This window comes from Shewanella oncorhynchi (assembly GCF_030848765.1).
GTDB lineage: Bacteria > Pseudomonadota > Gammaproteobacteria > Enterobacterales > Shewanellaceae > Shewanella > Shewanella oncorhynchi.
Window position 1 is genome coordinate 3,290,872 of sequence record NZ_CP132914.1, and the last position, 23,166, is coordinate 3,314,037.

21 protein-coding genes are annotated in these 23,166 nt (G+C 47.3%); 3 read left to right on the forward strand and 18 right to left on the reverse strand.

The window, feature by feature from the left end:
* The first annotated feature begins 58 nt into the window (after positions 1-58).
* Positions 59-583 (forward strand): lipocalin family protein, encoded by a 525-nt coding sequence (locus tag RA178_RS14865; protein ID WP_263144885.1) that lies wholly within the window; start codon positions 59-61, stop codon positions 581-583.
* Positions 584-757: 174 nt separating this feature from the next.
* Here RA178_RS14865 and RA178_RS14870 read toward each other — a convergent pair whose 3' ends face one another.
* Positions 758-2,350, reverse strand: coding sequence for an ABC-F family ATPase (locus RA178_RS14870; protein ID WP_081729050.1), 1,593 nt, complete (start codon positions 2,348-2,350; stop codon positions 758-760).
* Positions 2,351-2,762: 412 nt separating this feature from the next.
* On the reverse strand, positions 2,763-4,997 hold the full coding sequence (locus tag RA178_RS14875) for a heavy metal translocating P-type ATPase (protein ID WP_306682529.1): 2,235 nt from the start codon (positions 4,995-4,997) through the stop codon (positions 2,763-2,765).
* Between the two features lie 155 nt (positions 4,998-5,152).
* Here RA178_RS14875 and RA178_RS14880 point away from each other — a divergent pair, with 155 nt between their 5' ends.
* Positions 5,153-5,632, forward strand: coding sequence for a MerR family DNA-binding protein (locus tag RA178_RS14880; RefSeq protein ID WP_306682530.1), 480 nt, complete (start codon positions 5,153-5,155; stop codon positions 5,630-5,632).
* Positions 5,633-5,646: 14 nt separating this feature from the next.
* On the opposite strand, the gene RA178_RS14885 is transcribed toward RA178_RS14880, so the two are convergent.
* The 11 genes from RA178_RS14885 to RA178_RS14935 all read right to left on the reverse strand — a co-directional run bounded on the left by RA178_RS14885 (position 5,647) and on the right by RA178_RS14935 (position 17,868).
* Complete coding sequence (locus RA178_RS14885; RefSeq protein ID WP_028760559.1) at positions 5,647-7,695, reverse strand: alpha/beta hydrolase family protein; 2,049 nt, start codon at positions 7,693-7,695, stop codon at positions 5,647-5,649.
* A gap of 78 nt (positions 7,696-7,773) precedes the next feature.
* Positions 7,774-8,016, reverse strand: a complete 243-nt coding sequence (locus RA178_RS14890; protein WP_263202141.1) for a hypothetical protein — start codon at positions 8,014-8,016, stop codon at positions 7,774-7,776.
* Positions 8,017-8,231: 215 nt separating this feature from the next.
* Complete coding sequence (locus RA178_RS14895) at positions 8,232-8,990, reverse strand: SDR family oxidoreductase (RefSeq protein WP_011846385.1); 759 nt, start codon at positions 8,988-8,990, stop codon at positions 8,232-8,234.
* A 24-nt stretch (positions 8,991-9,014) separates the two neighbouring features.
* Entirely contained in the window at positions 9,015-9,917 is a 903-nt protein-coding gene (gene mmsB, locus RA178_RS14900; RefSeq protein ID WP_306682532.1) for a 3-hydroxyisobutyrate dehydrogenase, read from the reverse strand.
* 136 nt (positions 9,918-10,053) lie between these two features.
* Positions 10,054-11,223, reverse strand: coding sequence for an enoyl-CoA hydratase/isomerase family protein (locus RA178_RS14905; protein ID WP_028760562.1), 1,170 nt, complete (start codon positions 11,221-11,223; stop codon positions 10,054-10,056).
* Entirely contained in the window at positions 11,223-11,996 is a 774-nt protein-coding gene (locus RA178_RS14910; protein WP_011789976.1) for an enoyl-CoA hydratase, read from the reverse strand. Before RA178_RS14910 ends, RA178_RS14905 begins: the two co-directional genes overlap by 1 nt.
* A gap of 59 nt (positions 11,997-12,055) precedes the next feature.
* The gene (locus tag RA178_RS14915) at positions 12,056-13,213 is read right to left on the reverse strand and encodes an acyl-CoA dehydrogenase family protein (protein WP_306682535.1); all 1,158 of its coding nucleotides are present in this window, start codon (positions 13,211-13,213) and stop codon (positions 12,056-12,058) included.
* Between the two features lie 79 nt (positions 13,214-13,292).
* Positions 13,293-14,792 carry a CoA-acylating methylmalonate-semialdehyde dehydrogenase gene (locus RA178_RS14920; RefSeq protein WP_306682537.1) on the reverse strand — a complete coding sequence of 500 codons (1,500 nt, stop codon included), beginning with the start codon at positions 14,790-14,792 and terminating at the stop codon, positions 13,293-13,295.
* Positions 14,793-14,954: 162 nt separating this feature from the next.
* Positions 14,955-16,145, reverse strand: coding sequence for a thiolase family protein (locus RA178_RS14925; RefSeq protein WP_131523781.1), 1,191 nt, complete (start codon positions 16,143-16,145; stop codon positions 14,955-14,957).
* Between the two features lie 291 nt (positions 16,146-16,436).
* Positions 16,437-17,378 (reverse strand): homoserine O-acetyltransferase MetA, encoded by a 942-nt coding sequence (metA, locus tag RA178_RS14930; protein WP_198573591.1) that lies wholly within the window; start codon positions 17,376-17,378, stop codon positions 16,437-16,439.
* Positions 17,379-17,448: 70 nt separating this feature from the next.
* The gene (locus tag RA178_RS14935; RefSeq protein ID WP_263202053.1) at positions 17,449-17,868 is read right to left on the reverse strand and encodes a YbaY family lipoprotein; all 420 of its coding nucleotides are present in this window, start codon (positions 17,866-17,868) and stop codon (positions 17,449-17,451) included.
* Between the two features lie 117 nt (positions 17,869-17,985).
* Here RA178_RS14935 and RA178_RS14940 point away from each other — a divergent pair, with 117 nt between their 5' ends.
* Positions 17,986-18,729: an SDR family NAD(P)-dependent oxidoreductase gene (locus tag RA178_RS14940; protein ID WP_131523783.1), complete on the forward strand. Its 744-nt coding sequence runs from the start codon at positions 17,986-17,988 to the stop codon at positions 18,727-18,729.
* 99 nt (positions 18,730-18,828) lie between these two features.
* Here RA178_RS14940 and ompW read toward each other — a convergent pair whose 3' ends face one another.
* The 5 genes from ompW to RA178_RS14965 all read right to left on the reverse strand — a co-directional run bounded on the left by ompW (position 18,829) and on the right by RA178_RS14965 (position 23,043).
* On the reverse strand, positions 18,829-19,476 hold the full coding sequence (gene ompW / locus RA178_RS14945; protein ID WP_306682539.1) for an outer membrane protein OmpW: 648 nt from the start codon (positions 19,474-19,476) through the stop codon (positions 18,829-18,831).
* A gap of 756 nt (positions 19,477-20,232) precedes the next feature.
* Positions 20,233-20,889: a nucleotidyltransferase family protein gene (locus tag RA178_RS14950; protein ID WP_306685415.1), complete on the reverse strand. Its 657-nt coding sequence runs from the start codon at positions 20,887-20,889 to the stop codon at positions 20,233-20,235.
* 52 nt (positions 20,890-20,941) lie between these two features.
* The gene (locus RA178_RS14955; protein ID WP_212600045.1) at positions 20,942-21,232 is read right to left on the reverse strand and encodes a hypothetical protein; all 291 of its coding nucleotides are present in this window, start codon (positions 21,230-21,232) and stop codon (positions 20,942-20,944) included.
* 86 nt (positions 21,233-21,318) lie between these two features.
* Complete coding sequence (gene maiA / locus RA178_RS14960) at positions 21,319-21,969, reverse strand: maleylacetoacetate isomerase (protein ID WP_306682540.1); 651 nt, start codon at positions 21,967-21,969, stop codon at positions 21,319-21,321.
* 87 nt (positions 21,970-22,056) lie between these two features.
* Positions 22,057-23,043: a fumarylacetoacetate hydrolase family protein gene (locus RA178_RS14965; RefSeq protein ID WP_306682542.1), complete on the reverse strand. Its 987-nt coding sequence runs from the start codon at positions 23,041-23,043 to the stop codon at positions 22,057-22,059.
* Positions 23,044-23,166: the final 123 nt, after the last annotated feature.

Below are 23,166 nucleotides of genomic sequence, written 5' to 3' on the forward strand. Positions count from 1 at the left end.
GATTGATTGAACATTTAACTTAAGATGTGCAAGTAAGACTTAGGATCTGGAGGTCAAATTGAGAAAGCTACTGTTAGTCATCAGTATATTTTTGCTCAGCGGTTGTTTAGGCATGCCTAAATTGGTTCAACCCGTTAATGATTTTGAGCTGAATAAATACTTAGGTAAATGGTACGAGATTGCGCGCTTAGATCATTCATTCGAAAGAGGCTTAAGCCAAGTTAGCGCAGAATACAGCCTGAAAGACGATGGCGGTGTGATGGTCATTAACCGTGGATTCTCAGCGGCTAAAAACGAATGGAAAGAAGCCGAAGGAAAGGCCTATTTTGTGAATGGGGACTCAGAAGGCTATTTGAAAGTCTCCTTCTTTGGGCCATTCTATGGATCGTATGTGGTCTTCGAATTAGATCATGAAAACTATCAATACGCTTTTATATCGGGGCCCGACACGGGTTATTTGTGGCTACTGGCTAAAACCCCTACTGTGCCACCCGAGGTGTTGCAAAAGTTTGTTGAAATGTCTAAAGCCCGCGGCTTTGATACCGACAATTTGATTTATGTGCAGCAAGAGTCAGCGCCCTAACGAGTGCCACCAATGCACTAAAATCGAGTGCGCGAAAAGCTAATCGCTAGAGAAAACGACAGCAAATGGATATAAAAACGCCGCAATGAATCGCGGCGTTTTTATTGATGCTGCATTTAGCTGCACTGTTTTTAAATGCATGTATTTACACATGCAGCGAAATAACAAATAGCGTTAGACTTCAATGCCTTTGCTGGCAAGGAACTCATCATAAGTGCCTCTGAAATCATTCACGCCTGAGTGAGTGACTTCAAGGATACGGTTTGCCAGCGATGATACAAATGCACGGTCATGACTCACGAAAATCAAGGTCCCTTCGTACATTTCCAGCGCGTTGTTCAGTGATTCAATCGATTCCATATCCATGTGGTTGGTCGGTTCGTCGAGCACTAAAATGTTGGCTTTTTGCATGATGAGCTTGCCGAATAACATACGACCTTTCTCACCACCAGACAGCACTTTGACTGACTTTTTTATGTCGTCAGAGCCAAATAACATACGGCCTAAGATGCCACGTACCGATTGGTCGTCATCTTCTGGCTTGCGCCATTGGCTCATCCACTCGAACAAGGTCATTTCGTTAGCGAAATCAGACTCATGATCCTGTGCATAATAACCAATGTTAGCGTTTTCAGACCATTGGATAGTACCTGCATCCTGCGGGATGTCATGGATCAGGGTACGTAACAGGGTTGTTTTACCGACGCCGTTTTCACCCAATACCGCAATGCGCTCGCCCACTTCAACAATTAAGTTTAAGTCTTTGAATAACGGAGTGTCGTAGCCTTTAGTTAGGTTTTCAATCACTAAGGCATTACGGAATAATTTCTTCTCTTGCTCGAAACGAATGAAGGGGTTCACACGGCTAGAGGCTTTTACTTCATCTAACTTAATCTTGTCGATTTGACGGGCACGAGAGGTGGCTTGTTTCGCCTTAGAAGCGTTAGCCGAGAAGCGTGCTACGAAGGTTTGCAGTTCAGAGATCTGGGCTTTTTTCTTCGCATTATCAGACAATAAACGCTCGCGAGCTTGAGTCGCTGCTTGCATGTATTCGTCGTAGTTACCAGGGTAAACGCGCAGTTCGCCGTAGTCTAAGTCAGCCATATGAGTACAGACTGAGTTTAAAAAATATCTATCGTGCGAAATGATAACCATAGTACTGCTACGTTGGTTCAACATGTCTTGTAACCAACGGATAGTGTCGATGTCCAAGTTGTTGGTAGGTTCGTCAAGCAGCAGCACGTCTGGATCAGAGAACAGGGCTTGTGCTAACAATACACGCAGTTTTAAACCCGGTGCGATTTCAGACATCAAACCAAAATGGCTTTCAATACCGATACCTACACCTAACAGTAATTCGCCAGCACGAGATTCGGCGGTATAACCGTCCATCTCAGCAAAATCCATCTCTAGGTTGGCGACGGTAATGCCATCTTCTTCACTCATTTCGGGTAAAGAATAAATACGGTCACGTTCTTGCTTTACCTTCCACAGTTCGCGGTGGCCCATGATCACGGTGTCGATCAGGTTGAATTCTTCATAACCGAACTGGTTCTGGCTTAATTTACCCAGACGCTCATTCACATCTAACGAGACGTTACCGCTGCTAGGGTCTAGATCACCACACAGGATCTTCATGAAGGTCGATTTACCACAGCCATTCGCGCCGATAAGACCGTAACGGTTACCACCGCCAAATTTAACTGAGATGTTTTCAAACAGTGGCTTAGCGCCGAACTGCATGGTGATATTTGCTGTTGTGATCAAAATGAACTTCCAAATCGAGTAATGTTGGCCGAGCCCGCTGGCGCCGCTTTAAATAAGCATAAACCAAATAACGCTATGCCGAAGGGGTAAAAATAAACGTGGCACTATAGCAGTTTGGGCTAAATTATCAACTAAAAAGGCGGCTAGAAAGCCAGAGGGAATGCCGAAATCACCGCACTATGCCTGCGTGAGAAGCGTAATTAATTTTACCCTATTGGCTTAGCTTTCAATGTATTCGAGCAGAATGACAATCTGATGACCCTTAGCGTCGTAAAGCTTGGCGATGCTAAGGGACTATCTGTTTAGGGACTATCTGCTAAGGACTTATGTGGTAAGTGTTAATGTGGACATAGCCCAGAGTTAGCTCAAGATACCCGTTTCAACATTTTAAGTTAGCTTAGGTATCGACAACTTATAACTTCTGTCGTCTTAAGCGGTTGGCGTTCGTGACGACAGTCAGTGAAGACAAAGCCATGGCTGCACCCGCAATCACAGGGCTTAATAACATGCCCGTAAGTGGATAAAGCACGCCCGCCGCAACAGGAATACCCAAACTGTTATACACAAAGGCGCCGAACAGATTCTGCTTAATATTGGTAATCGTCGCCCGCGACAATGCCAATAAGTTAGCAATCACTATCAATTGCTGCGACAACAAGGTGATATCCGCACTTTCAATCGCCACCTCAGTACCCGATCCCATCGCGATCCCCACATCGGCGCTCATCAGAGCTGGCGCATCATTAATGCCATCCCCAACCATAGCCACCACATGCCCTTGCTTTTGCAAATCCAGCACATGCTGTTGTTTTTGCTCGGGCAGTACACCGGCAATCACTTCGGTAATACCCACTTGGTCGGCCACCGCCTGCGCCGTTTGTGGGTTATCCCCCGTTAACAGCACCACGCGAATGCCCCTTTGCAGCATGGCCGCGATGGCTTCTTTGGCATCGGGTTTAATCGGATCAGCCAGCGCGATAGTGGCCACTAACTTGCCCGCTTTAGCGACATAAATTGGGGTTTTACCTTGATTTGCAAAACTTAATGTCGCGTTAGGATCTAAGGCACTGCCATCAGAATTGACAATCTCCAATGCAGTCATCAAGGCGAGATTACCAATCGCCAGCGATACGCCATCGACCTTGCCCTCAATCCCCTTACCTTGATGGTTCGTAAATGCCTGTGTGTCGGGTAATTGTGGGAGTGATTCCTTGGCATAACTGACAATCGCCCCCGCTAACGGATGCTCAGAGTGCTGCTCAAGGCTTGCAATTTCGCCCAGCAAAGTCTCTTTGTCGGCATCACTCAGCGTTTGCACTAAATTAAAATCAGTGACTTGCGGCTTACCTAAGGTGACCGTACCGGTTTTATCCAGCACCACACAATCAACTTTACTGGCGGTTTGCAATGCTTCGCCATTTTTGACTAACACGCCCATTTGGGCTGCGCGGCCAACGGCCACCATGATAGACATAGGCGTAGCCAGCCCCAGCGCACAGGGACAAGCTATGATAAGCACACTCGTCAGCACCACTAACGCATGGCTTAAGGCGGGCGCTGGACCTGCAAAATACCAAATAGCCGCCGCCAGCAGCGCTATCGCCACCACAGTCGGGACAAATACCGCTGAGATCTTATCGGCCAATCGACCTATGGGTAATTTTGACGTTTGCGCTTGCTGCACCAGTGCGATGATTTTGGCGAGTTTGGTATCTTCTTGCCCCGCCGTCACTCGGAAAACTAAGCTGCCATTGCCGTTGACTGTGCCCGCGCTCAGACTGTCTCCCCGATTTTTAAGCACGGGAATGGGTTCACCTGTGAGCATGGCTTCATCTAATAGGGATTGCCCCGTTTCGACCTCACCATCGAGGGCAACTCGGTCACCGGGGCGCAAACGCAGCTTATCGCCCAATTTCAGCTGACTTATCTCAACCTTTTCATCGCCCTTATCTGTGATCCGAATCGCAGTGGTGGATTGCAATCCAAGTAATCGCTGCACCGCTTCACTGGTTTTGCCCCGCGCTTTAAGCTCGAGTCCGTGACCTAAGTTAATCAAACCTAGAATCATCACACTCGCCTCAAAGTACACATGGCGGGTATCCATAGGGAATGCGCTGGGCATAATGACCACCAACATGGAATAGGCCCATGCGGTACTGGTGCCCAGCACAATCAGCGTATCCATGTTGGTGGTTTTGGCTTTGAGCGCCCGCCACATACCTTGATAAAAATGTCTGCCTGTGGTGATGAGTAAAGCCAAAGTGACCAGTCCCATGATGCCCCAGCCTAGCTGCAGATTTGGGCTGTTGATCATCATTTCACCGCCCAGTAATCCCCACAGCATCATGGGCACACCCACAACGAGCGCGGCTATAGCTTGGCGCATCCGCAGTCGATACTCGGCGGCATCTTCAAGGCGTTTTTCTTCGGCGGCGACTTTAGCATCAATAACGACCTGCGCCGGATAACCCGCATTTGCCATCACAGCCAAGGCGGTATCAGCGCTCATCTTGCCTTCTACCGTCACTTGCTTATCGGCGAGATTCACACGCGCTTCAACGCCATCTTGGGCAGCAAACGCCTTTTCAATTTTTGCGACGCAGCCAGCGCAATTCATATTGGCGACATAGAGTCTGGTCATAGACATGGGAGATCCCTCACTTGATGTTTCACACTATAGGTCTAAGATAAAGTCTCCCATCACTGGAGAGTCAAGGATGAATTTGCTCAATGTGATCACATCGACAATTAATTGTTAGGCGAAATGGGTGATACCATTCAGTTGGAAAAATAGAGGTCAAAATGAAGATAGGTGAAGTGGCGAAACAAACGGGCTTAAGTGTTAAGAGTATCCGTTATTACCATGATATTGGTTTAGTGTGCGGCGAGCGCAATGAGGCGGGTTATCGAGTTTATCGCCATCAAGATATTGAAGCACTTAAGTTTGTGCATCAATGTCGCGACTTAGGTTTTAGACTAGAGGATTGCAAATCCTTGCTTGGTCTTAAGGGCAATGAAAGCCGTAATGCCGAGGACGTTAAGCAGCTTACCCAAACTCATCTTGCCTATGTCGAGCAACAAATCAATAAGTTACAGCAGCTTAGGGCGCAATTGCAGCACATGGTGACCCAATGCCAAGGCGGCGATCAGCCCCACTGCGCCATTATCGACAGCCTAAGTCACGAGACTCATGGCAGCCTCGAAAATCACAAGAGCCAGCAAAATGCTGGCTCTGAGTGTTGCGGTAAAGCCAATCGCAATAGCGATGGCCAAGATCAATAACGGTAAATACCACGTTATTGACTTCTCACTATAGTTGGCTTTAGCGCCGCGGCGTTATCCAGTACCAGTGTTGCAAGCTTACCCGCAGGGGTAAAGTTAAACACTTGCCCATAAAATGCTAGCTCAGTTTCTAATCCTGCGGCCTTGTGCTCAGGTTTCCAACCGCCGTGGGGTTCATCCTGATAAGCGATATAAGCCGTGGGTACGCCTCTCACTTTCAATGCCTCATAAATCTGCCGCGACTGCTGTGGTGGTACGATTTGGTCACGTAATCCTTGAAAAATTAATAAAGGCTCATTCAATCCTTCAAGGTGATGCAGGGGCGACAGTTCCCTATAGCGGGCTTGATTTTCACCATAGGGGCCGATGAGCAGATCTAAGTAGCCAGTCTCGAATTTATGGGTACTCTTGGCGAGCTGTTCAAAGTCACTGATCCCCGCATAGCTCACCCCCGCTTGAAATACATCATAAAATGCCAAGGACGACATCACAGTTAACCCACCAGCGCTCACACCTCGAATCGCCAGTTTTTGTCCATCAACCCAACCTTTATCAACTAAATATCGGGCCGCATTGACCGCATCTTCCACATCAACTTGACCCCATTTTCCGTAGATACTTTGACGATAAGCACGGCCAAAACCACTGCTGCCACGGAAATTAACATCGAGAACCGCAAAACCTCGGCTGGTCCAAAATTGAATATCGCTGCGATAAGCCAGACTCGCCCGCGCCGTAGGACCGCCGTGTAACATTACAATCAAGGGCGGACGGGTATCATTAGGCGCAGTATAGTTGGGGTTAACCGGACCATAAAAATAACCGTAAGCTTGCTGGTTAGCACCTGTTTTAAAAGTAATATTTTTAGCACGGGAGATATAGTTGGGATTAAGTTTTGGTAAGTTAGGGGTATACACCAACTCAGTACCACGACCGATCACTTTATAAATGCCCTTCTCTGGCGTCGCCTTAGCGCCGACAAAATAAACAGCATCTTCCCCACGGATCACTTGGGTGATTTCACCAAAGTCGACGGCCAAAGATTCGGTCAGGCCTGAATCTAGATGCAGTCTAATTAAAACGGCCTGACTACCAAGCATATAACTGGCAATAATCGTTTTTTCGGATTCAAAGGCATAGTTATGATTGCCTAAATACCAATCAGCCACCGCAAACTCGGCCTTTTTCTTTAGCACTGGGTCTAAGGTATTTTGTGCTGTAACTCGATAGATATTCCACCAGTTACTAATATCCGATACGACATACAATTGTCCATCGGGGCTAAATAACGGCTGCGACACCGAAGAGTCTGCGGGCGTGTTTACCTTACGAATATTGTGTAATTGCCCTTTACGGTCCAGATCCCCAAGCCAGAGCACGCTATTATCCCATGGCATATAGGGATGTTCCCACGTGATCCACGCCAGTTGGCTGTTATCGGGCGAGATGGCTGGCGAAGAAATAAAGTCATGGCCCGAAACAAAGGTATCGCCTTCACCGGCAAAATTAAGATTAATGGTAACAAGACTCGCCTTAGGCTCACCCGCTTGACGATGATCTTCGCGCACACAGATAATCCTCGACCCTTTGGGGTAAGCAATACAATCTGCATGACGAGTACCATTTGGCGTTAAAGGCAAAGGGGGTTGATTAGGGGCAAAACGATAAAACAGTTGGTCCTGTGCCTTAGTGGCAAACAGACTCTGACCAATCCCCAAAAAGGCGGCACCACCGTATTCATGAACGGCGGATTTAACATTAAACGCAGGCGGCACTATGTCGGTAATTTTTCCCCGTTGATCGAGGCGTTTAATGCCGACTTGGCCTTGTTTTTCACCATCAGATTCAGAGAAATAAATAGCACCATCAACGCTTTGCAACTCAGCCACATTATCGGCCTGCTCAAAAACTTCAGTCGCCGATAGCGGAGACTGCCAACTACCATAGGGCGCAACTATGCGCGCGCCATTATCACTAAGATGCGGCGTCTCTTTGTTCGAGCGCTCGCAAGCACCTAAACAAAATAAGCCCCCCAGCATCCATAAATATCCATGTAGCTTCATTGTTTCTCCCCAATGTTTGCCAACTGCACAAACCGAAACAAAATATGAACTTGCAGAAATGAGTTATGTGTAAATTAGTTATTTTTTAAATTTTTTTAAGAACCAATTTACCACTTGCACTTGTTGTACTTGCGTTAAACCAAAATAAATACACACCCAAGGTGAGATAAGAAAAAACCATGGGATCACGGCCACAGAGCGGCCACTAAAGAGCAGAAAAAAGAAACCGCAATAAATCACAACCACCCCTAAGATACCCACGATCAACATCATGCGCTTAGTGATTTTCTCAAGCCAGTGGGCTTTTTCCTGCCAAGACATCCGGATTTCAAGCTCCATTACATGTGATCAACATGTTTGTAAAGTTATGTAAAAAAACGGGAGAGCGATTGTTGAAGGTTAACAACTAAATGTCAACTCCAACAGTGAAATCTAAATAAATCCGAAAGCTAGGGCATAAGAACCATTATCTTTATTTACCCTATAAAAAAACCGAGCCTAAGCTCGGTTTTTATGCAAATCAATAAGATATCGCTCTAAAGACGGATACCACCATCGATTTCAAACACACGACCGTTAACATAATCGTTTTCAATAATAAAACGTACGGTAGAAGCTATCTCGTCGGCATGACCTAAGCGGCCAACAGGCACGAGTTTCTCTAAACGCTCCAACGCTTCTGGCTTCATTGCTGCCGTCATCTCGGTCGCGATCACGCCTGGTGCTACGGCTGCACTACGGATATTGTAGCGCGCTAACTCCTTCGCCCAACCGACAGACATAGCCGCAACACCCGCTTTTGAGGCCGCGTAATTTGATTGGCCCATATTACCCGCCTTAGCAAGGCTAGAGATGTTAACAATCACCCCCGCTTGACCCGATTCAATCATGGCCGCTGCGGCCTCACGGCCACAGAGGAAACTGCCGGTCAGGTTCACATTGATCACCGATTGGAATTGCTCGTAAGACATACGATCAGTGACCTTGCCGTCTTTGGCTTTGACTAACATGCCATCACGCAAAATACCGGCGTTGTTCACTAACACGTTCACTTGACCAAAATCTTCGAGAATATAGGCAAAACCCGCGACGACGTCTTCTTCGTCGGTAATGTCTAAGGCATAACCTTGAACTTCAGTGTCCGATCCAAGCTCAGCGCAGGCTCGCTCGAGTTTTTCTTGGTCCACATCGATAAGCGCTATCTTAGCACCCGCCTGCGCAAAATTTTGCGCCATTGCTAAGCCTAAGCCACCCGCGCCGCCAGTAATGACGACAACCTTATCTTTTAAATCCATCTGGTGATCCCTTGTTATCTGTGTCTATTTTTTAAGTGGTGCAAATTGTTCAAATATACTGGAAAAATCTCGGCGACCATTGCCTTGTCTTGCATGATTGACATACAAGCTGCGGGCTAAAGCGCCCATTGGCGTGCTAGAGTTGCTCAATAATGCAGCTTCTTGTGACAGACCGAGATCTTTGACCATCAAATCTACCATAAAGCCCCCCTGATAGCCCTTAGAAGAAGGCACTGTTTCCATCACGCCTGGGCAAGGATTGTACTTCTCTAGCGTCCAGTTTCCGCCACTGCTGACCTTCATAATGTCGGATAGCACTTTGGGATCTAGACCATGATCGACGCCCATTTGCAGGGCTTCGGAAGTACCGACCATCAACACAGATAACAGCATGTTATTGCAGATTTTCGCGACTTGCCCCGCACCTGGACCGCCTGCGTGGAAGATATTCACACCCATAGCCTTAAGTACGGGCTGCGCACGTTCAAAAGCGGTATCCGAGCCACCACAAATAAAAGTTAAGGTGCCCGCCGCCGCGCCTGCCGTGCCGCCAGAAACCGGTGCATCCATAAATTCGATGCCGCTTTTAGCCGCTTCAGCTGCCACGAGTTGTGCGCTTTGTGCATCGATGGTTGAACAATCGATGAGCAAGGTATCACCCGCAACCACTTCAAGCAGACCTTTGTCTGTTCCATTGCCTAAATATAAACTTTTCACATGCTTGCCCGCAGGCAGCATAGTAATCACCACACTTGCGCCCGCTGCAGCGCCGCAGGCGGTACTTGATACTAAGGCGCCTTTTTCTGCCAATTGCTGCATAGCCTCGGGGACTAAATCAAAGACGCGAACCGTCATGCCTGCTTTTAATAAATTGGCCGCCATTGGGCCGCCCATATTACCTAAACCGATAAAGGCTACTGTACTCATGCCATCACTCCTGTATATTGTTCTTTTTAGTGTTGTGATAATGCTAGCCCATGGATTATGCTGTCATTATCACAGAGTAAAGCGAGCTTAGCTAAGCCGATAAATACAGCTCTTAGCCCACTCGGCCCTTAAACGCTTAACTCAGTTGGTTAAAGGGATGCGCCTCGCCCCATGGGGAAGCCAATATTTGCTCAAGTACCGCTGTGGGTACTGAGTTAACATCCTTAAAACGCCATTGAGGTTTCTTGTCTTTATCAATCAAGAGTGCACGAACGCCTTCGCAGAAATCACCGTGGGCACACACGTTAACACTTGCGGTTAACTCCCATTTGAAACATTGAGCTAAGCTAAGCTTAGTCCCTAACTGCCCTTGGATATAGACCAAGTGCCAGCTGATAGGGCTACCCGCAAGGAAGGTGTCCCGCGCTTTCATTAACCACTTTTCTTCCGATACCAGAGTTGACATGCGTGCTGCAATATCCTGCAGACTGCCCGCCATAAGCCTGTCAATTATGTCTTGGCTTTCGGCTAATACACTGTCGCCCTTAGGAATATCCACTTGATTAGACAGCTCGTTGATCATGCTATCTAAACGTTGATGATTAAGAGCTGGCGTATCACTCCAATCTAAGGTTGCCATGGCATCAAACATCAGCTCTTTGTCGTCGCGGTTCAGGTAATGATCCGCAAGGCCCACATAACAGGCATCGGCGGCATTGAGTTGATAGGCGGTCAATCCCAAAAACAATCCCATCTTGCCCTGCATACGATTAAGGAAATAACTGCCGCCCACATCGGGATACAGGCCGATAGTCACCTCAGGCATAGCGATGCGAGAAGTTTCGGTAACGACTCTGTGGCTCGCGCCCGCCATCAAACCGAGGCCGCCGCCCATGACAATGCCATCGCCCCACACCAACACAGGTTTGCCAAAGGTATGCAGTAGATAATCGAGGCGATATTCCTCTTCGAAGAAAACCTTTGCTTCCTCAGTCACTTGCCCATTAGCGGCAATGGAAGCATGGTATAAAGCGCGCACATCACCCCCGGCACAAAATGCCTTCTCACCGCTGCCATCTAATACGATGCAAGCGATAAGGGGATCTTTTTTCCACAGATTAAGCTGCGCCGTCATAGCGCGCACCATGCCTAAATCTAAGGCATTGAGGGCTTTTTCCACATTGAGTGTGACCACACCAACCAATTTGCCAGAAGCAGTGGCTAAGGTTTGAAACACCACATTTTGTGTGGTCGTGACCTGATTTGCGACATGCTCGACCACGTCATTATCTACTACATTCGTCATTAGCGGTTTCTCCACTCAGCTTTACGTTTCCCTAAAAACGCATTCACGCCTTCGGCCTGATCTTCAGTATCAAATAATCCGACAAATAACTCACGCTCAATCGGTAACGCTTGGCTACGCGCCATAGTGCGCCCCGCTTGAATAAGCGTCTTACACGCTGTCACGCTGCTTGGGCTTTGATTGGCCACTTTAACGGCTAACGCAATTGCCGCATTAAGGGCCTCACCCGTATCGACCACTTCTTCCACTAAACGTAGATTCAATGCCTGAGTCGCATCGATGCGCTCGCCGCATAAAATCATCCGCTTAGCCCAACCTTCACCGACGAGTGCGGTCAGATTTTGAGTGCCACCCGCACAAGGTAATAAACCCACGGTCGCTTCGGGTAATGCCATTACAGCTTGAATTTCGGCGATGCGAATATCGCAGGCCAGCGCAACTTCTAAGCCGCCGCCCATGGCATAGCCATTAATCGCGGCAATCGACACACCGCGGAATTGGCTTAAAGTTTCAAAGGCTTCACCAAAATGCTTTGCCATCGTTGCCGCATTACCTTTGTCACCATCGCTAAACAGTTTTAAATCGGCGCCGGCGGAGAAGAACTTTTGCCCTTGGCCCGTTAACACTAAGGCGTAAATCTCTTTATTGGCATTCAGCTCAAGCACTTTGGCTTTAAGCGCCTGCAAACTCTCGGCGGTCCAAGTGTTGGCTGGCGGATTATTCATGGTCAGAATCGCCGTGTGGCCTTCGATACGTTCAACTAAATATTCCATCTTTATAGACTCCTTTTCTGTTATCGCCGACCTGTAAGTCACGCATATTGCGCGTTGACTTACAGGATTTGTCCTGCATTTTCATCGAGTAAACGACGGGCGATAATTAAGCGCATAATTTCGTTAGTCCCTTCTAAAATCTGATGCACACGCACATCACGGAAATGACGTTCCAGCGGGTACTCCCTTATATAACCATATCCACCATGAATTTGCAGCGCCGCATCGCAGACTTGAAAACCCACATCGGTGGCAAAGCGTTTCGCCATAGCGCAATAAGCCGTGGCTTCAGGATCGCCACTATCGAGTTTAAAGGCCGCAAGGCGCACCATTTGACGGGCTGCGACTAATTCTGTTGCCATATCGGCGAGCTTAAATTGCAGCGCTTGGAAAGCCGCTAAAGGTTTACCAAATTGCTGGCGCTCATTCATATACTGAGTTGCACGCTCTAAAGCCGACTGCGCCGTACCCACAGAACAGGTAGCGATATTAATGCGACCGCCGTCTAAGCCTTTCATCGCGAAAGCAAAACCTTGGCCTTCTTCACCGAGCAAATTCGCTACTGGCACGCGCACGTTTTCAAAGGTGATTTGACGAGTAGGCTGGGCATTCCAGCCCATTTTATCTTCAGCTTTACCGTAGATAACGCCTGCAGCATCCGCCGGAATGGCAATGGCCGAGATCCCCTTAGGCCCAGCTTGGCCAGTACGGCACATCACGATTAATAATTCAGTGGCACCCGCACCTGAGATAAACATTTTCGAGCCTGAAATCACATACTCATCGCCGTCGCGCACCGCTTTGGTTTGCAAAGATGCGGCGTCCGAACCTGCACCCGGCTCAGTTAAACAATATGACGCTAACATCTGCCCTGTGGTTAACGGCTCGGACCAAGTCTGACGCAGGGTTTCAGTGCCCCAAGTCGTCACCATCCAAGTCGCCATATTGTGAATGGTCAGCATGGCCGTGGTCGCAGTGCAGCCCTTGGCAAGTTCTTCAAAAATAATCGAGGCATCGAGGCGCGATAAGCCCATGCCACCTTCGGATTCTGGCGAATACAGAGAGCAAAAACCCAGCTCACCAGCTTTTTGGATCACGTCTTTAGGGAAATGATGTTCTTCATCCCACTTGGCGGCGAACGGGGTTAATTCTTCCGCGGCAAACTGGCGCGCAAGATCCGCAAACTGGCGTTGGTCATCGTTGAAATTAAAATCCATTGGGCTCTCCTATGACTCTATGGTCACTTTTTATTTAATAAATTGGGCGCCATAAAGACGCCGTGGTTTATAACCGAGCTTAGCGTAGGTTAATGCTCATATTTGGCGTTGAAGCTACGGCAATATCAGACTCGAACCAGCGGGAAGTGATGGTCTTGGTCTCGGTATAAAAACGCACCGCTTGCTTGCCGTAGGCATGTTGATCGCCATAGAAACTGCCCTTCCAACCGGTAAATGAGAAGAAAGGTAATGGCACAGGAATCGGCACGTTAATCCCCACTTGGCCGACTTCGATTTCATGTTGATATTTACGGGCAGCAGCACCACTAGCGGTAAAGATAGACGTGCCGTTGCCATAAGGGCTGGCGTTAACTAATTCGATGGCGGCTTCTAAGGAGTCTGATTCCATACAACACAGTACAGGGCCAAAGATTTCTTCCTTGTAAATGCTCATCTCAGTGGTGACTTTATCGAACATGGTTGGGCCAATCCAATTACCGGATTCATAACCTTCCACGGTAAAATCGCTGCCATCGAGTAAACACTCGGCGCCTTCGGCTTTACCTTGGGCGATAAGTTTAAGCACCCGCACCTTAGCTGCAGGGCTGATAACTGGACCATAACCCGCTTCTTTATCGTCCCATAAACCTGGGCGAACTTTGGCTAAGGCTTCTTTTAATTCTGGGATCCACTCTTTAGCGGCACCAACAAACACGGCAACCGAAATCGCCATACAACGCTGACCCGCCGCGCCCACAGAAGCGCCAACTAAGTTGTTGATCACTTGCTGTTTGTTTGCATCTGGCATGATAACGCAGTGGTTTTTCGCGCCCGCAAAGGCTTGCACGCGTTTTAAGTTATCGGTACCCGTTTTATAAATATATTGACCCACAGCCACAGAACCGACGAAAGAAATGGCTTTAATCGCAGGGTCTGCCAGCAGGATATCTACGGCGGTTTTATCGCCATGCACTAATTGCAATACGCCCTTAGGTGCGCCCGCCTCAACAAACAGCTCAACCAGACGCTGCGGCGTCATAGGGTCTTGTTCAGAAGGCTTTAAAATGAAAGTGTTACCGCAGGCAATCGACAATGGAAACATCCATAACGGGATCATCGCAGGAAAGTTAAATGGCGTAATACCCGCACACACACCGAGTGGTTGAGTGTAACTGTAAGTATCAATTGAACGCGCGACGTTCTCGACGGTTTCGCCCATCAATAATGACGCCACGTTACAAGCATGTTCAGCAACTTCGATACCACGCCATACATCGCCCTTGGCATCTTCAAAGGTTTTACCAGTTTCCTTTGCAAGAATGGTCGCCAATTCGTCGTGATGTTCTTTTAGCAGATGTTGATAACGCAACATGACGCGCGCGCGTTCAGACACTGGCACTTCTTTCCAGGTTTTAAAGGCCGCTTTGGCGCTAGCAATCGCAGCGTGAACTTCTTCGCTAGTGGCAGCATTAATCACAGCAATCGGCGAGTTATTCGCGGGATTGGTGACAATAATCTGTGATGTGCCCGTACCTTGGATAAACTCGCCGTCAATGTAATGCTTTACTTGTGTGGTCATGTTGCAATCCTTTCCTTGTAGAGTGATGGACTGGCGGTGCGATATTATGATTATCCTCAAGGGAAGTGATTGCCCTTGCCAGCCCCGTCTTGTTGATTCAAATCTAAATGATCTAAGTCTTGTTAATCTCAGTCTTGTTGATTTAACTAAAATGTTAAGCGATTAGACCTCAATGGCCATCGCTGTTGCTTCACCACCCCCGATACACAGCGAGGCGACACCGCGTTTAAGGCCGCGGGCTTTTAAAGCATGAATTAAGGTCACCAGCAAACGTGAACCTGAGCAACCAATCGGATGGCCTAAGGCGCAGGCGCCGCCATTGACGTTAACTTTAGCCACATCTAAACCCAGTTCAGACACGGCAAGCATAGTCACCATGGCGAAGGCTTCGTTGATTTCAAATAAATCGACTTCATCCGTTGACCAACCCACATTAGCCAGCAATTTCGCCATAGCGCCAACCGGTGCAGTGGTAAAGAGTGAAGGCTCTTGGGCGTGGGTCGTGTGACCTTTAATGGTTGCTAACACAGTTAAACCTAAACGCTCAGCTTCGCCGCGAGAGGTCAGCATCAATGCCGCTGCGCCATCGGAAATAGAGCTAGAGTTAGCTGCTGTGATAGTGCCATCTTTGGTAAAGGCTGGGCGCAGCGTAGGAATTTTTTCAGGGCGGGCATTACCGGGTTGCTCGTCGGTATCGATAGTCACATCACCACGACGATCGCTGACAGTAACTGGGGTAATTTCGGCTTTAAAGGCACCCGAGTTAATCGCGGCATTGGCTTTTTCGAGCGAACTTAGCGCAAAGGCGTCCATCTGCTCACGAGTGATCCCAAATTCATCGGCGGTTTTCTGGGCAAACGTTCCCATGGCGCCGCCAGTATAAGCATCCTCAAGACCATCTAAAAACATGTGATCTAACACTTTGCCGTGGCCCATGCGCATGCCGCCGCGAGCTTTATCCAAAAGATACGGCGCTTGGCTCATACTTTCCATACCGCCAGCGATCACGACTTTTGCACTGCCCGCTTTAATCAAATCGTGGGCTAACATTACCGTCTTCATGCCTGAGCCACAGACTTTGTTCACTGTGGTCGCACCAACGGATAAGGGTAATCCCGCACCCAAAGTGGCTTGACGTGCAGGCGCTTGACCTAAACCAGCGGGTAATACGCAGCCCATCAAGACTTCATCGACATGCTCACCCGCTAATTGAGTCTCCGCCAACAAGCCCTTAATGGCTGTCGCGGCTAAAGTCGGTGATGCAACAGATGACAAACTGCCTTGAAAACCACCCATAGGGGTGCGTTTAGCGGCAACAATAACGATATCTTGATTTAACGGTTCAGTACTCATGCAGGCTCCAACCCAAATTGACCACAAGGCCTAGTGCTAGCCTTGGGACGTTTAATAAAATCGACAATAAAACCACTCTGACGTTTACGCGAACGTAAAGCAAGTATTCCTTGGTCTAATGTGTCGATTTTATCGGGTGAAAATTGTCAGTAAGGATTTACAGCGAGGCAGGGATTAAGCACAGTCAAGTGTGGACAACAGAATCTAAGGGAGAGATAAATTAAGGGCTTTTGGGTATCAGCTTAGGTCACATCCATGTGACCACATCACCATAAAAGGCTAAAAAAAACCTTAGCGCGATTCCCACGGCGTCATCGCCGTCATATCACTTAAGTCATAAGGCGTTAACTGGTAAACGTAATAATTGAGCCAATTACTGACCAACAAACTACCGTGGCTGTGCCAGCGGGCAATGGCTTCGGCTTCTGGATTATTATTTCGATAATAGTTTTGTGGCACATTTGGCGTTAAGCCTTGGGCTAAATCCCTATGGTATTCATCGTTTAAGGTCGATTTTTGATATTCAGGGTGCCCCATTACAAACAAGTTACGGTTATTGCGACTTAATACTAAATAGGCCCCGGCCTCATCGGACTGCGCTAACACTTGCAACTGCGGGTGTTGTCTAATTTCTTCCACATCCATCTCGGCAAAACGCGAATGGGGTGCAAAGAACTCATCATCAAAACCACGTAACAGTGGGAAATGCTGACAAGTGCGCCTATGTAAAAATACGCCAGAACGCTTCTGTTGCAATATTTTTCGATTTAAACCATAGAGATGATACAAGCCCGCATGGGCTGCCCAGCATAAAAACAACACTGAGGTGACATGCTCTTGGGACCAGTCGATGATTTCACGGATATGATCCCAATAAACCACATCTTCGAAATCGATTTGCCCAAGCGGCGCGCCTGTGATGATAAGACCGTCGTAATTTTTATGGCGCACGGCTTCAAAGTCACGGTAAAAAGTATTCATGTGGTCGATGGAAGTATGCTTGGATTCTTTGTCGTGAATGCGCAGTAAATCCACATCGACTTGTAAAGGCGTGTTACCCAGTAAGCGCAATAACTGGGTTTCAGTCTCGATTTTGTTCGGCATCAAGTTCAAAATCAGCACCTTCATCGGCCTGATATCTTGATTCGCCGCCCGAGTCTCGGACATAACGAAAATATTTTCTGACTCTAACACCCCTGCTGCAGGCAGATGATCTGGAATTCTAACCGGCATACCGCGCCTCTTCTGTTCGTAAATACTAACGGATTCGGCGCGTATGTCAGCTCACTTCTGAGCGGGCTAACTAGCCACCGACTTTCTCTAGCAGTATCGTCATTGGCTCAGTGGAATTGAGATCAATGTGATAGGCTTGAGTATTAATAAACAATAACTTATCACCCAACATAATCCGGGCACCTATGGCATAAGTGTGACCGGGTTGGAACTGATCGCTACCAATCGCAAAACTGAATGGCGCGGGCGTCGCAGCACCTTGTTGCACGCGCTCCGCCATCACTATGGCTGGCACATCCATTTTTGAGACATCAAGCAGTTGCACTATGACCTTAGCATCGGCAGGTAAGGCTATCCGTTCGCGATATAAGGTCTCGCCTTTTATCTCAACGATAGCATTCGGTGTGGCACAACCCGATAACCCCCCCATTACGGCCATTAATGCTAAGGCTGTTAATCTCAACGCGCTTAAACGCAACCATTTGTTCATTTTGTTTCTCCTAATCATACATAAAGACTTCTAGATGTCCACACGCCCAAGCTATAAATCTTGTCTTGGTGAACATAACTTTCTATCATAAGCCACCATTTCGTTGCCGAAAAATCTATGACCCAAGCAACTGCAATCATTGTGGGAGCTAGCTCACAATTAAGTCGTGAACTTGCAAAGCAATTGGCAGATCAACAGGTTGAATTAGTCCTATTCGCCCAAGATCCAGAATCACTGCGCGATTTTGCCTTATCCTTGCCAACAAAAGTACAAGTTTTTGCACTTCAAATTGAACAACCTCAAGCCATCATCAACCAACTTGAATCAGTCTGGCAAAGTCTTGGCGGCGCACACTTAGTCTTAGTCAATACAGGCCTCAATAGCTATGACCCCGAGTTGCCTTGGCTACCGGAGCAAGACATTATCGATGTCAATGTGCGAGGTTTTGCTGCCATCTGCAATACGGCATTTAGACTATTTCGCGAGCAAGGTTATGGACAACTGGCGGCAATCAACTCGATTGCGGGCCTGCGCGGCGGGCCGAGTGTGGCCTATCACGCCTCAAAAGCCTTTGGGCAGAATTACCTTGAGGGCTTAAGTATGCATGCTCAGCGCCTTAAGCTACCGATTACGATTACCGATATCCAACTTGGTTTGCTCGATAAAGCCGCTATGCAGCAAAGTGCGATGTGGCTTGCACCATTGCCACAAGTCGCAGCACAAATCATCAAGGCAATGAAACAAGGCAAACGCCGCGTCTATGTGACCAAACGCTGGCGCCTCGTCGCTTGGCTTACTGTGTTATTACCCGAATTTATCTATAACACTCGCCACTGGAAAGCAAAAAAGCCAAAGCGCTAAATCGGCTTAGCCTAAGTGGAACAGAACATGGCGCGATAAAAAGTGCAGAAATGAAAAAGGAGCCTAAGGCTCCTTTTTTACGCTTATCTAATCAGTGGATTAGAAAGTGTAACCCACGCTGACCATATAAACCCATGGATCAATATCGGTTTCGATGGTAACTGGGGTACCTTGGTATTTAAATTTAACGTCACTATCAATTTTGGCGTACCACACGGAAGCGTTCACTAACCAGTTTTTGTTAACTTGATAATCAACACCTGCTTGTGCCGCTAAGCCCCACGAAGTGCTCATGCTCAAGTCAGTTAACGCACCATTTAAATCGTTGGTGAACTCATTGTCGAAGAAATTAGTATAGTTAACACCGACACCCACGTATGGACGTAATTTAGACTGCGCATCACCAAAGTAGTACTGCGCCACTAAAGTGGGTGGTAAATGCTTAGTTTCAGCAATCTTACCTACGCCAGCCAAAGAGACATCGTGGCTAAAAGGCGTTGCTGCTAATAACTCAACCCCGAAGTTATCAGTCAACATATAACCGAAGTTCAAACCCACTTGAGTATTATTGCTGATTTGGAACTCGCCGTTACCCGCAACATCATCACTTGATTCATTTGGCGCAACAACCACAGCACCCGCACGAACGATAATGTCACCCGCTTGGTGAGCCGATACAGAGGCAGAAAAACCAGCGGCTAAAAGGGTGGCAGCGACCAGTGTAGAAACAGTGTTTTTATTCATCATCATACTCCATATGTACAACATAGGTTTTTGTTTTGTATTACATCCTTAACAATTGACGCCTACACTGCCAGAGATATGCGGCTGATTTATTGATCCAAATCAAAGTGAGTGAGCAATACTCACTTATAGGTACTACACATGGGAGCTGAATCACGAAATTCAAACATTTATTGATAATACCCCTTTGTTTTCTGTGAGCTAAGTGTTGTATTAGCCATCACTAATGACTACCGCAAGAGGTAGTGATCAATAACACCATAAACATTTTAGTAACAATGAAAAGCACTTAACTAAGAGGTTATTTGAACATTAAGTTCAAATTATTGAGACGAGTTAAATGATACCAATCACATTAAATATCTAATCAGTTCAGAGCCTCACAGGCATCTCAATCCAAGGCGCATTGACGCAAAAATGGTTATTCCCTTTTAAGTCAATGCAACACCGGAGTGGGATGCCTGTGTGGCTCCCGAAGGGCGGCTGATGTTAACGGCATGGCAACGCGCTTTATACTGCGTTTAAGGCTTTCGACAGAGCACCACTATGTCTTCAAGCCTTCGCCTTGTCTAAAGCGCGTTGAACTCCCGCTGAATGAACAGATATTTAATACGATTGGTATTAGGATAAAAACAAAAAATGGACAAATAAAAACGGCTTGAGGATGATACCTATCATGTTAGATAACTAGATTGCATGGAATGATAGTGTGAGGCGGTTAAGTCAGTTTTAGACTGAACGAATAAAAAAGTGAGAAGATTAGCTTGAGTAACAACACGTAAGTAAAGGATAGCGAGTTAGCCAGCCCTTAGTCGCGACTCTGTGATGAAACACGGGTAATGATCGCTTTGGATTGGCGCTCAATTTGAGGGCAAACAGGGAGTTCAGCCCAAAGGGAACCACCAGCTCAATACCGTAATGCGTGCAATGATGATCAGTCTCTGCATCTACCTGAGTATCTGTCTCAACATGAAATTTTAAACACACCCCAACCGCAGTTTCTAACTCTGGCCAATGGGCCATAGCATCAATACAAGATGTGTAAGCCATGTCTTGATTGCGACTATGCATGCGCGCCTGATTCTTAACCGACCAAGGTAACTCAGGGGCAAGCTGATGAAGATAGGCTTCAATCGCCAGATCCCGCTCAGGGCTAATATCTAAAGGGCAAAAATAGATCAGATCGATATCATTCAGTGGACTCAACTCAAATCCGTGCAAGCGATCCCAGACTAGATTACGAACAAATCCCGCCGCCAGACACCACTGCGGCATTGAGTGTACTTTGGCACATTGAAGCGCGAGTTCAAGCGCCCTCACCCGCTCGCAGTCTTGAGCTATCCATTCAAGTAATTGATGCTCTAGCGCTGCTTCACTCATTGCATCATTCATAACATTATTCGTAGCACCACTCATAACAGTATCGCCCGCTTCAATATCAGATAAAAACACGGGAAAGACATTAGGCTTACTCCACTTCGCCATCGGTTTCTGAGCACTTTACGACCTCATGACAGAGTAGTGAAACAAGACTATAAATCGGTGCCATCACCGCAACACAAATCCAAAAACCATGTACATCTTTGTCTAGCAGATTAACGCTAACAATATAGATAGGCACGAACAGTAGCATCCATTTTATTATATTGAATTTGTACAGTATCGGCTTATCACAATGACAGCAGCGTCCTTCCTTAATCGGCACATCCTTAGCGCCGAGTTTACCTTTGCAATACGGACATTTTTTACTGAAAAGCATTTAAACTCCATCGCTGAGATTAGACTCTCAAAGCAAGCCTCATCATCCATTCTTTCTATTCGTAAAAACCGTATCCGCGCAATTCGTTACACCGCATCCGCTTGGCGCTCTGGCGCAGCATTGGCAAAGGCTTCAAGCTGATTACACTCGGCCCACACGCGCATGATATTGGGATAAGGCGTTAAATCCACATTAAAACGCTGGGCGTTATACACCTGCGGTACTAAACATAAGTCGGCTAATGTCACGGCATTCCCAAAGCAATAACGACCGTAATGCCGTGTTAACAAGGTTTCTAAGGCCGTAAAACCACTTGCGACCCAATGGTGATACCAAGTATTTTTGGCGGTGTCATCAGCACCTAAGGTTTGCGTTAAATATTGCAATACCCGCAAGTTGTTTAATGGATGGATCTCACAGGCGACCGTAAGTGCCATAGCGCGCACGTGGGCACGTTCAAGAGCCGATGCAGGCAATAATGGCGACTGTGGATGTATCTCATCAAGATATTCGATAATCGCTAAAGATTGCGACAAGGCATCCACATCCAGCTCATCATCCACCACTAAGGTTGGCACTAACTCTAAAGGATTAAGCGCAATGTAGGCCGCTTTATGTTGCTCGCCGCCATCACGTACGAGATGCACTGAAAACTGTTCGGCTGAAATCCCCTTGAGATTAAGGGCAATACGAACCCGATAGGCTGCACTGGAACGCCAATAACCGTAAAGTTTCATATTTTCATGTCCTTATAAAAGTCAGTATAAAAACGGGGCAATTAAGCCCCGTTAGTTTGAGTCGGTGTCGCCCTTTAAGGGAAAGCCTTAGGCTTTGTATTCAACCACTTTTTGATCGATAGAACCAAAAATGGTTACATCATTATCATCGAGCATTTCGATACGCACTGTGTCACCAAAACGCATAAATGGCGTAGTGGCTTTGCCTTCGGCAATCACTTCTAACATACGTTTTTCCGCTAAACAGCTCGAACCTGCGCTACGGTCATAGTTAGAAATAGTACCAGAGCCAATAATCGCGCCTGCGCCCAATGGACGGGTTTTTGCAACATGCGAAACTAACTGACTGAAATTAAAGGTCATATCGACGCCCGCATTTGGACGACCGAATAATTCACCGTTTAAATGGGTGATCAGCGGTAAATGCACTTTAGAATCTTCCCAACGAGCGCCCAGTTCATCCGGCGTCACTGCCACAGGTGAAAAACTGCTCGATGGCTTAGATTGGAAAAAACCAAAGCCTTTCGCCAACTCACCTGGGATTAAGTTACGCAGTGACACATCGTTCACTAACATCAACAATTTAATATGCTCAGCCGCATTGTCGCTGCTCACGCCCATAGGCACATCATCGGTAATAACCGCAATTTCAGATTCGAAATCGATACCCCAGTCTTCACTCGCCAATGGGATATCCGCTTTAGGGGCAATAAAGCTGTCTGAGCCACCTTGATAAAACAACGGATCTGTCCAAAAGGTTTCTGGCATTTCTGCGCCACGGGCTTTACGGACTAACTCAACGTGATTCACATAAGCGCTACCATCGGCCCATTGGTAAGCACGCGGTAATGGCGACAAACACTTAGCTTCGTCGAACGCTTGCGCGTTATCTAACATGCCTTCATTTAACGCATCGTACAATTCTTGCAATTGCGGTCTCAGTAAATCCCAACCATCGAGTAATTGCTGCATAGTGTGGGCAATGGCAGGAACGGCAACCGTTTTAGTGAGATCGCGGCTGACTAACATCAACTGACCATCACGACGACCATTGTTATAACTTGCAAGTTTCATATTGGCTCCAGTGCTCTTCGGCTAGGTGTACAATTTTATTGTGCTGGAAAACGCGTGACGTCACCCAGCTTATATTCGGCGATTTAAATCGGACTTTTTGACTCATTAAGGGCATACACGTTA

Excerpts from the sequence above, each read along its gene's own strand:
- RA178_RS14885 (WP_028760559.1), bottom strand. The coding sequence starts at position 7,695 with ATGAAGCTACATGGATATTTATGGATGCTGGGGGGCTTATTTTGTTTA.
- RA178_RS14940 (WP_131523783.1), top strand. The coding sequence starts at position 17,986 with ATGACCCAAGCAACTGCAATCATTGTGGGAGCTAGCTCACAATTAAGT.
- metA (WP_198573591.1), bottom strand. The coding sequence starts at position 17,378 with ATGCCGGTTAGAATTCCAGATCATCTGCCTGCAGCAGGGGTGTTAGAG.
- RA178_RS14905 (WP_028760562.1), bottom strand. The coding sequence starts at position 11,223 with ATGACGAATGTAGTAGATAATGACGTGGTCGAGCATGTCGCAAATCAG.
- RA178_RS14935 (WP_263202053.1), bottom strand. The coding sequence starts at position 17,868 with ATGAACAAATGGTTGCGTTTAAGCGCGTTGAGATTAACAGCCTTAGCA.
- RA178_RS14925 (WP_131523781.1), bottom strand. The coding sequence starts at position 16,145 with ATGAGTACTGAACCGTTAAATCAAGATATCGTTATTGTTGCCGCTAAA.
- maiA (WP_306682540.1), bottom strand. The coding sequence starts at position 21,969 with ATGAAACTTTACGGTTATTGGCGTTCCAGTGCAGCCTATCGGGTTCGT.
- RA178_RS14895 (WP_011846385.1), bottom strand. The coding sequence starts at position 8,990 with ATGGATTTAAAAGATAAGGTTGTCGTCATTACTGGCGGCGCGGGTGGC.
- RA178_RS14915 (WP_306682535.1), bottom strand. The coding sequence starts at position 13,213 with ATGGATTTTAATTTCAACGATGACCAACGCCAGTTTGCGGATCTTGCG.
- RA178_RS14875 (WP_306682529.1), bottom strand. The coding sequence starts at position 4,997 with ATGTCTATGACCAGACTCTATGTCGCCAATATGAATTGCGCTGGCTGC.
- mmsB (WP_306682532.1), bottom strand. The coding sequence starts at position 9,917 with ATGAGTACAGTAGCCTTTATCGGTTTAGGTAATATGGGCGGCCCAATG.
- RA178_RS14950 (WP_306685415.1), bottom strand. The coding sequence starts at position 20,889 with ATGAGTGGTGCTACGAATAATGTTATGAATGATGCAATGAGTGAAGCA.
- RA178_RS14910 (WP_011789976.1), bottom strand. The coding sequence starts at position 11,996 with ATGGAATATTTAGTTGAACGTATCGAAGGCCACACGGCGATTCTGACC.
- RA178_RS14890 (WP_263202141.1), bottom strand. The coding sequence starts at position 8,016 with ATGTCTTGGCAGGAAAAAGCCCACTGGCTTGAGAAAATCACTAAGCGC.
- RA178_RS14880 (WP_306682530.1), top strand. The coding sequence starts at position 5,153 with ATGAAGATAGGTGAAGTGGCGAAACAAACGGGCTTAAGTGTTAAGAGT.
- RA178_RS14920 (WP_306682537.1), bottom strand. The coding sequence starts at position 14,792 with ATGACCACACAAGTAAAGCATTACATTGACGGCGAGTTTATCCAAGGT.
- RA178_RS14965 (WP_306682542.1), bottom strand. The coding sequence starts at position 23,043 with ATGAAACTTGCAAGTTATAACAATGGTCGTCGTGATGGTCAGTTGATG.
- ompW (WP_306682539.1), bottom strand. The coding sequence starts at position 19,476 with ATGATGAATAAAAACACTGTTTCTACACTGGTCGCTGCCACCCTTTTA.
- RA178_RS14955 (WP_212600045.1), bottom strand. The coding sequence starts at position 21,232 with ATGCTTTTCAGTAAAAAATGTCCGTATTGCAAAGGTAAACTCGGCGCT.